The sequence below is a fragment of the Actinomadura sp. 6K520 genome (assembly GCF_004349245.1).
Lineage (GTDB): Bacteria > Actinomycetota > Actinomycetes > Streptosporangiales > Streptosporangiaceae > Spirillospora.
In genome coordinates this window covers 1-6,760 of record NZ_SMLC01000272.1, presented here as the reverse complement: position 1 = coordinate 6,760, position 6,760 = coordinate 1, and the positions used below count along the sequence as shown (strand labels likewise).

At 65.5% G+C, this 6,760-nt stretch carries 6 protein-coding genes and 1 pseudogene; 3 read left to right on the top strand and 4 right to left on the bottom strand.

Features of this window, described 5'->3' with window-relative positions; genetic code table 11:
- Positions 1 to 251, top strand: a pseudogene (locus E1289_RS39265) (MFS transporter); the annotation flags it as partial.
- Positions 252 to 312: 61 nt separating this feature from the next.
- On the opposite strand, the gene E1289_RS35510 reads toward E1289_RS39265, so the two are convergent.
- The gene (locus tag E1289_RS35510; RefSeq protein WP_165970758.1) at positions 313 to 564 is read right to left on the bottom strand and encodes a hypothetical protein; all 252 of its coding nucleotides are present in this window, start codon (positions 562 to 564) and stop codon (positions 313 to 315) included.
- Between the two features lie 570 nt (positions 565 to 1,134).
- Here E1289_RS35510 and E1289_RS39260 point away from each other — a divergent pair.
- Complete coding sequence (locus E1289_RS39260; protein WP_207929363.1) at positions 1,135 to 1,419, top strand: hypothetical protein; 285 nt, start codon at positions 1,135 to 1,137, stop codon at positions 1,417 to 1,419.
- Positions 1,420 to 1,687: 268 nt separating this feature from the next.
- Complete coding sequence (locus tag E1289_RS35500; protein ID WP_165970757.1) at positions 1,688 to 2,095, top strand: MerR family transcriptional regulator; 408 nt, start codon at positions 1,688 to 1,690, stop codon at positions 2,093 to 2,095.
- 180 nt (positions 2,096 to 2,275) lie between these two features.
- On the opposite strand, the gene E1289_RS35495 is transcribed toward E1289_RS35500, so the two are convergent.
- The 3 genes from E1289_RS35495 to E1289_RS35485 form a co-directional block, all read right to left on the bottom strand.
- Positions 2,276 to 2,926, bottom strand: a complete 651-nt coding sequence (locus E1289_RS35495; protein WP_131988217.1) for a hypothetical protein — start codon at positions 2,924 to 2,926, stop codon at positions 2,276 to 2,278.
- Between the two features lie 333 nt (positions 2,927 to 3,259).
- Positions 3,260 to 4,723: a site-specific integrase gene (locus tag E1289_RS35490; protein ID WP_131988215.1), complete on the bottom strand. Its 1,464-nt coding sequence runs from the start codon at positions 4,721 to 4,723 to the stop codon at positions 3,260 to 3,262.
- A 638-nt stretch (positions 4,724 to 5,361) separates the two neighbouring features.
- Complete coding sequence (locus E1289_RS35485) at positions 5,362 to 5,970, bottom strand: hypothetical protein (RefSeq protein WP_131988213.1); 609 nt, start codon at positions 5,968 to 5,970, stop codon at positions 5,362 to 5,364.
- Positions 5,971 to 6,760: the final 790 nt, after the last annotated feature.

Genomic DNA, 6,760 nt, shown 5'->3' with positions numbered 1-6,760 from the left:
CCCACATCGGCGCGCTGCGCGGCATCATCCACGCCGCCACCGTCGCCTCCACCGCATTCGGCCCCATCCTCCTGGCCCTGGGCCACGACCTGGCCGGCTCTTACACACCACCACTCATGCTCTCCGCAGCCCTCCCGGCACTGATCGGCCTCCTCGTGACCCTCATGCGGCCCCCGCGGTACCCGGACGGTGGCCGGGGGGCGACGGCCGATGCGGATCTCGAAGCCCACCGGTGCGGACGTCAGGGTTAGAGCGCGGCAGGCCCCGTCCGAACGCGGCAAGAACAACAGGCCGCCGCTGCTGCGTCCAGGCTCACCGGGCGTTGTTCGGCGTTCGCCTTGGCGTTCCGGTCTGCACGTTGGGCAGGTACTTCAATCCGGACGGACTCTCCACCGGCGGATCCAGCCAGCCATGGTCACCGCCGGAAAGCTCCAGCCGGCGGTGAACGTCCAGAATCTCCGCCAGCGGCAACCGCAGGACGACCACCCATGGCGGGGACGCTCCCATGCGGCAGTTCTCGGCGTACACACAGAGCTCGTCCATTCGAAGCCGGTGCGCCTCCACCCGATGCTCCGCCCCGCCGACCATCCGAAACCGATAGAGGGGCATCCGGAACCTCCGAGAGTCTGACACTCTACACTCACGTTAGTGTAGAGTGTGCTCGTTACAGTACTCCCAATAACCCGCCCCGGCCAGGTGCAGTACGGACCGGCGATGCAGAGGAGGGGCCATTGGCGGGCTATCGCATCTACCTGGTTGACGGCGCACGACAGGAGCTCCTGGCAGACCGGTGCAGGCGCGCAGGTACACGCTATGTCTTCGAACGGGAAAACACGTCCGGGAGCTGGCGCGTCGTCCACGAAGTGGACGTGGCGGATGTCGCCCAACTCCAGGACGGAGTGGACGTCGACGACCGCTCACACACCTAGCCGTCTCGTCCCCGCACCTGCACTCTCACTTCACGTAAAACTAGGCCGAAGCACCAGTCTCCCAAGTGAAAGAGACAGAGCCGTGCCGCGAAACATCGCCTGTCCGCACTGCGGTGAGGAGGAGAACCTCGCCGGCCGACCTGGACCCGACGGCATTCAAATCGACTGTGAGGCATGTGGCGCCTCGTTTCCCCGCGACGCCGCCGTGAGCTGCGCCACCTGCGGCGGCGCCGACCTGGTCCAGCGCCCCCGCGCCCTCACCCAGTACTCGCGAGGCACCCAGCTGTCCGTCACCAGCTGGAACCAAGCCCTGCTCTGCAACTCCTGCGACGCCGCCATGCTCGCCCGCTCCAGCGAGGGGAAACCCATCCCGCCGCATTACCAGCCCGCCGCCGCCTTCAACGCGATCCCGAATCACCGGACGACACCCAGATCATCCCTCGCTGACCAGGGCCTCATAGGGCGCAGCCCGACCGGACAAGGACTGTGATCCTGCAGGCGCGCCTGGCGGCGCTCCCGCATCTGAGTCGACCCAATGGTGAAAGTGGTCGCCTGCACATGGGCTGACGAGGTGAGCTTGGAGCTGGATCGTCCCGCTACGCCGAACCGCCCCTGAATGAAGCGGATGCGCTGGCCGGCCCGCGGCGGTTGGGGGAACTTCGGACGGTTTGCCGACCTGAGAACCTACTCTTACGTGAGAGTAGTGACCCGGGTCGTTTCTGATCATGACTCGCATTCGCCGGGGAAGGGGCTGGACGTTGGCCGAGAAGGGCCTGGACATCGAAGAGGTGGTGGTGCGCACCGGCCTGAGCCCGCGGACCATCCGAGATTACGCGCGACTGCGCCTCGTCGTGCCCTCCGTGGTCGAGGACACCAGACGGCTGTACTCCGTGGACGACGTGGCACGGCTGCATCTGCTTCGGCGGATCCGGCCGATCGGTTTCACGCTGCGTGAGATGCGGGAGCTGCTGGTCACCCTGCAGGTGATCGACAATCCCGTGGTCACCTACCAGCGGCCCTATTTGCTGGAACGTCTGGAGATGTTCCAGGAGGTGGCCCGGTTCCGGACGGCGCGGCTGGCCGAAGAACTCCAGCAGGCCCGTCAGTTCACCGCGGCCATGGACGCCGAAATCGCCCGCTGCCGCCAGGACCTCGAACAACGATGAGAGACCCGGCGTGCCACAGCGGCTACTTCCCTGGTCGGCTTGGCCTTCTTCGTTCCCACCGTGATCGCTGGACGCCGTTGTAACGGCTCTCCAGGCCGGGACGGACGTTGGCAGTAACCCTGAGTGTCGCGGGTCACGGAGGCTCATCCCGAGGATCTGTCCTCTGAGCTTGTCGATTACCTAGATGTCCTCTGCCCAACGATCTTTCGACTCGCGCCAGCGCGCGGCCCAGCCAGTCTCCCGCTGGGTCCCGGCCCCGTGGACGACCGCTGCGTACAGCACGAGGATCCCGGGGATCTGCGCGAGGTGGGACAGGGACGTCGGGTTCAGGCCGATGTGGGTGGTGACGGAGTCGGGCAGCACGAAGGCGATGCCCGCCAGCCCGTGCGCCAGGAGAGCGAGGATCATACCCGTGGCCATGCGGTGGTGGATGGCCGCCGCGTAGATCCACAGCCCCAGAATGCAAGCCATCGTGACGCTCTCGGCCATCACCAGCACGAGCAGCTCGGTATGGCCGCGCACCACCGCCACACCGTACGCCGCGATTCCCGCGGCACGGACGCCCATCACGATCCTGACCGCGCGCGGGCTGAGGATCTCCTCGGCGGAGCCGATGAGCAGGTAGGAGATGGCGATCACGACCAGCACGCCCACGGCGACCCAGCCGGCGGTCGAATGGAACAGGCCGTGGTAGGCCGCCCCCGCCAGGGCACCGCCCCCGGCGAACCAGAACGTCATGTGCCAGGCACGGATGACGCCGGGGACCCGCAGCAGCGCCAGCGCGCAAGTCCAGGTGACCAAAGCCAGGATCAGGTTGCTGATCGCTTCCACAGTCCGCGTATATCCGGCCTGCCTTGGCTCAATCTCACTGGCCTCGGCCAACGAGACCAGGTGAATGTGTCTTCGCCCGCTACATGCATGCCCTTGACGGGTGTGATGAATGTCCGTCTATAGGCGGCGATAAGCTCGGCGAGGGTTTGTCGGATCAGCGATCCGTGCCCGATTCCTGGCGTTCGCGGTCGGCCACCATCTGGCATGAGCGCGGCGGCAAGCTCGCCGGCCGTTACCTGCCCATGGCCCCGGTCGGCTCGGCCAACGGTCTGGATTCTCCACCGAGGCCGCGCGGCGTCGGAACACCAGAACGCCACATGCCACGGCGGTGGATTAGGCGGGGCGGAGCCGTCTGTCGTTGGTGGTGTGTTGGGCGATGGTCAGGTCGGCGATCAGGCCTCGTAGGTGGCTGATCTCCTCGTTGGCTTTCGCGAGTTGGTCGTCGAGCGGCTGCTCTGGCGACGGTTCGGGTTTTGGTGCGCTTCGGATCTTGTCGAGGGCGGTGAGTGCGGTTTCGTCCGCTGTGGGGAGGGTGTGGAGGTACTTCTCGGTCGTGGAGAGCTTGAGGTGTCCCAGGCGTTCCTTCACGACTTGGAGGTCGGCGCCGCCGGCGAGGAGCCAGGAGGCGTGGGCGTGCCTGAGGTCGTGGACGCGTGGCTTGAAGGTCAGGCCAGCGGCTTCACGAGCCGGGTACCAGCAGTGGATTCGAAACCAGTTCGCTGAGATGTGCGGGTCGGGGTCGACGATCCGGGGCTTCCGTGGGTTGTCCATGCCTTGCGCGCGTCGCTTTGCGCGGTACTGGGCGTAGGCGCCTCGACAGCGATCGCATTTGCACTTGCCGAGGTTGTATGCGGTGATCGTCCCGTGGGTGTAGGTCCGTCCGTTGGATGCGATGAATGTCGGCGGTTCTTCGACCGGCTGAAGGCATGGCTTGGCGTCCCCTGTTGATCGGCGCGCGAAGAATAGGTCCTCCGGCCCCAGGTTGTACGCGCTCACATGTGCTTTGAGCTTGGCGACGATTTGGGGGCTGAGCTTGAACCTCCGGTGCTTCTTGTTCTTAGGGTACTCCTTGACGAGGAATCGCTTGCCCTCAGGGTGGTTCTTCCGGCTGAGTTCAACGACTGCCCGGCTTACGGTGAGGATGCACGTCTGGAAGTTGAGGTCTTTGACGCGAAGTTCGCTCAACTCTCCCCAGCGGAGTCCGCTTTCGATATCGGTCTCGACGAGGAGTTGCGCATCCGCGTCCGGGAGATTTCTGTAGATGGCGTTGAACTGTTCGGCCGTGATGATCTCGCGAATCTTCTCGGGCACGGGGTCGGTCTTGATTCCTCGGCTCGGATGGATCGCGATGATGTTGTCTCGCAGTGCCGTGGTAAAGATTGCGTTGAGGACCGAGACCTTGCAGTACTGGATTCGGCGAGGTTTCACGCCGCGCGCCTTGAGCCATGTGATCCACTCCTGGATGTTTTCCGGGTAGATCTCGCGCATCTTCATGTTCCCGAAGTACGGCATGATGTGCTTGTAGATCGCGGAGGTGTAGTCCTGGCGTGTGCTTGGCTCCATGACGTGGTTCGGTAGCCACTTCTCTTCGACGTAATATCGAAACTTCTGTTTCCCTCGTTGCGGGTCCCATGGTCGGCCGGTGCGGATCTTTGCCTCGGCGTCTCGCCACGCGCTCTCCGCGTCCTTCTTCTTCGAGTAGGTGCCCGCGGAGCGCAACTTTCCCTGGAGGTCGAAGTACAGTGCCTGGTATCGGACGATTCCGGCTTTTGTGACACGTGCCCGCGTGCTGCCCATTTTGGACGGCCTCCGATTCGGTTCCCGTGGCAATCCCATGTCAATGGATCAACTGTGACGCATTGACATGATCTTGAACAATGTGACATGTGATCATGCCGCTGACCTGGATTTTAGTCGGTAATGAACCGGAGTGCCAACGTCTAAAAAGGACGCTAATTGTTTTTCCCAAGCTGACAGCGCGGGTTCGATTCCCGTCACCCGCTCCACAGTTTTCGCAGGTCAGCGCTCTGATCACCCTTGAGTTGGTCTTCGGATCAAGATCTTTTATCACTCATCCATCACTCAGGGCCATCCGCGATCGCGGCGGACACAGTGACAACGGGTGCCCGATTTGCCCGAGATGTGGCAGGAGCGTGATCGGCCGCCACCGTACCTCGTCCTTCCGGATGTTCTGCCCCGCCGCGGACCGACTCTGGTGACCCCACCACGCGGTCATTGCAGCACACCTGGCCGCCCTGATTTGCGCTGGCGGCAGGGGCGAGGACGCTCAGTTCGTTGCACAACCGACAAATCGGGAGCGGTTCCGTCAAGCGGCCGAACCTGACCGTAGGTCCCGCCGCCATGATCACTCGGCTTGCTGAGTCAAGCGACGGTGCCGCCGCGCGGCTCGTGGCCGTAACTGAGTTTCGATACTTCTAGGGGCCCTGCTCCCGGCCGGTGGTCTGCTCGGTGCCGGGCGTCTGGCCGGTGTTGGGACGCGGGGCGGCCGTGCCGGGCTGCGTGGGTTGTGCCGGGCTGGCCAGCGGGTACGTCGCGTACTCCTGCTGGCGCGGGACGAGCGGGATCCGGATCGTCGCGGCACCGGCCTTCTCGAACTGCAGCCGGACGGGGACCAGAGCGCCCGCGACGAGTTCCTTGTTGAGATCTTGCAGCACTACGCGGGGCTGCCCCTGGCCCGTGGTGCCGGGGCCGGTCGGTTGCGGGGAGATCTCGCCGGCCTCGGCGGGAGGCGGGGTCTCCGACTCGTCACCACGGTCCGGCGAGGGTTCCGCGGTGTTCAGGGCACCTTCGTCGTGAAGCTTGACCAGTCCGCCCTCGCCGTCCGGCTGCGCGGCCGGGATTTGCACGGCGCCGCCGTCGATCCGGGCGCCGGCGAACAGCGGTGAGCTGACCGAGGCCAGCCGGTCGGCACGGCCGATGACCTGGTTGATGAGGACGCCGTACAGCGCGAGTGAGGAGCCTGTGGGCGTCGGCTCGCCCGGGTTCGGGCCGAGCAGGAACATGTTCCGCAACGCGATCTGCACCCGTCCCTCCTGGGGAACGGACGCGTCGATGGCGGCGGTCAACCGCGTGGAGAGGGCGCTCTCTGGCGCCCTACCTGCGGTGCAGCCGGAACTCCACGGCGTAATGATGGCGGCGCTCATGACGGCGAGCGCCACTACTGGACGGCGGTTCCGGACCACGGCGTCGGTCTCCTCATGGACAAGGCGGTAAGCAAGGTCTGAATGAGATTCGCCAGGTGACCTGGTGCTCCTTGCCTGTTGTGCGGCTCCTAACCCCCGCCGCCACGCTGTCGCCCCGCGTGCGGGAACCGAGGCAGAGAAGCTGGTGCGGCCCGCGGACGCCGGCGGCACTGAGATCAGCCTCCAAGGGCGCGCCCGATCGGCCGGGCTTCGCTCCGTCCGCGCGGCTGAGTCCTTTAACCGGCGGGTGTCCCGGCCCGGACCGTGACGCCGTCCACACGGGAGATCATGATGCGTATCCGTCTGCTCGCCGTTGCGGCGTTGATGGCCGCACCCGCGTCATTCTGTTCCACACCCGGAGCGCCGGCCGTTACACGCAAGACCGCTGAGAAGCCCCGATGCCTTCGTGATGGGGCCGGGGGAGGCGTCGAGCGGCGATAGTTGCTAGTACGGCAGTTGGGGGGTCCAGAAAGGCCCAGCGTCTGGGGGGTCCAGAAAGGCCCAGCGTCTGGCCGGTGTTGGGACGCGGGGCGGCCGTGCCGGGCTGCGTGGGTTGTGCCGGGCTGGCCAGCGGGTACGTCGCGTACTCCTGCTGGCGCGGGACGAGCGGGATCCGGATCGTCGCGGCACC